General features: G+C 55.7%; 1 protein-coding gene. It reads right to left on the bottom strand.

Annotation, left to right across the window (positions count from 1 at the left end):
* Positions 1-156: 156 nt before the first annotated feature.
* Positions 157-1,125 carry an IS5 family transposase gene (locus FHK95_RS19955; protein WP_150306376.1) on the bottom strand — a complete coding sequence of 323 codons (969 nt, stop codon included), beginning with the start codon at positions 1,123-1,125 and terminating at the stop codon, positions 157-159.
* Positions 1,126-1,188: the final 63 nt, after the last annotated feature.

The raw sequence follows: 1,188 nt of genomic DNA, 5'->3' as shown, positions 1-1,188 counted from the left end.
GGAACGTCTGAAGAACTGACCCCGCTGGCGGCGATTCTGACCTCAACGCGCAAAAAATCATTTCGGGAACGATTTCATCGAGCCTGGTCACGCTTTGGGGGTGTTTAAGCCCGCTTTCGGCCTGTCAGGCCGCCATACCCGAAACTCCGGGCGGATTTATCCCGCGCTCAACAACTGCTTTCGGGCCATCCACAGGTTCGCCAAGGCAAACAGGGTATGCAGCTGGGCGGTATTCTTGGCCAAACCTTTGTAACGCACCTTGGTAAAGCCAAGCTGGCATTTGATCACCCGGAACGGGTGCTCGACCTTGGCCCGGGTGCTGGCTTTGGCGCGTTCGATTCGGCGTAACCCTTTCTCAATCAGCTTGGTTTTGCTCAACGTCTTGAGCTTGCCAGGACGCACGGCAATCGACCAGACCACGGACTTGCGTTCCTTATGCTCGTCCCGTTTCTGGACGCCGGTGTAACCAGCATCACCGCACACATGAGTTTCGTCGCCGTGCAGCAACTTGTCTACCTGAGTGACATCAGCAGCGTTGGCAGGTGTGCCTACGAGGCTGTGAACCAGACCTGTGTCAGCATCCACACCGATGTGCGCCTTCATGCCGAAATAGTACTGATTGCCTTTCTTTGTCTGGTGCATCTCGGGATCACGCTTTCCGTCTGCATTCTTGGTCGAACTGGGTGCATGAATGATGGTTGCATCGACTATGGTCCCTTGGCGGAGCATTAGCCCATGTTCACCCAGGTAACGGTTCACCACCTCGAACAACGCGGTGGACATGCCGTGGCGTTCCAGCAAGCGACGGAAGTTGAGGATGGTGGTTTCGTCGGGGATGCGATCTAGCTGCAAGCCCGCAAAATGCCGCAAGATGGTCGTTTCATACAGGGCCTCTTCCATCGCCGGATCGCTGTAGCCAAACCAGTTCTGCATCAGATGAACCCGCAGCATGGCTTCCAGCGGATAGGCAGGGCGCCCACCTTCACCCTTGGGATAATGGGGCTCGATCAATGCCAGCAATGGCTTCCAGGGGACAACCTGATCCATTTCGATCAGGAAGCGCTCACGGCGGGTCTGCTTACGTTTTCCGGCGTATTCGGCGTCAGCGAAGCTCATCTGTTTCATGCGGTGATCTCGAAAATGGGCTGCGCCATTTTACCGTTTTAGAAAGTCTTTTTCAGACGTTCC

It is taken from the genome of Pseudomonas saliphila, from assembly GCF_008638345.1.
In the GTDB taxonomy this organism is placed as follows: Bacteria; Pseudomonadota; Gammaproteobacteria; order Pseudomonadales; family Pseudomonadaceae; genus Halopseudomonas; species Halopseudomonas saliphila.
Note: the sequence above shows the minus strand (reverse complement) of the source record. Positions and strands in the feature narration are given on the sequence as shown.

What these genes read in the sequence shown, in the direction of transcription:
- FHK95_RS19955 (WP_150306376.1), bottom strand. Translation starts at nt 1,125, where the DNA reads ATGAAACAGATGAGCTTCGCTGACGCCGAATACGCCGGAAAACGTAAG.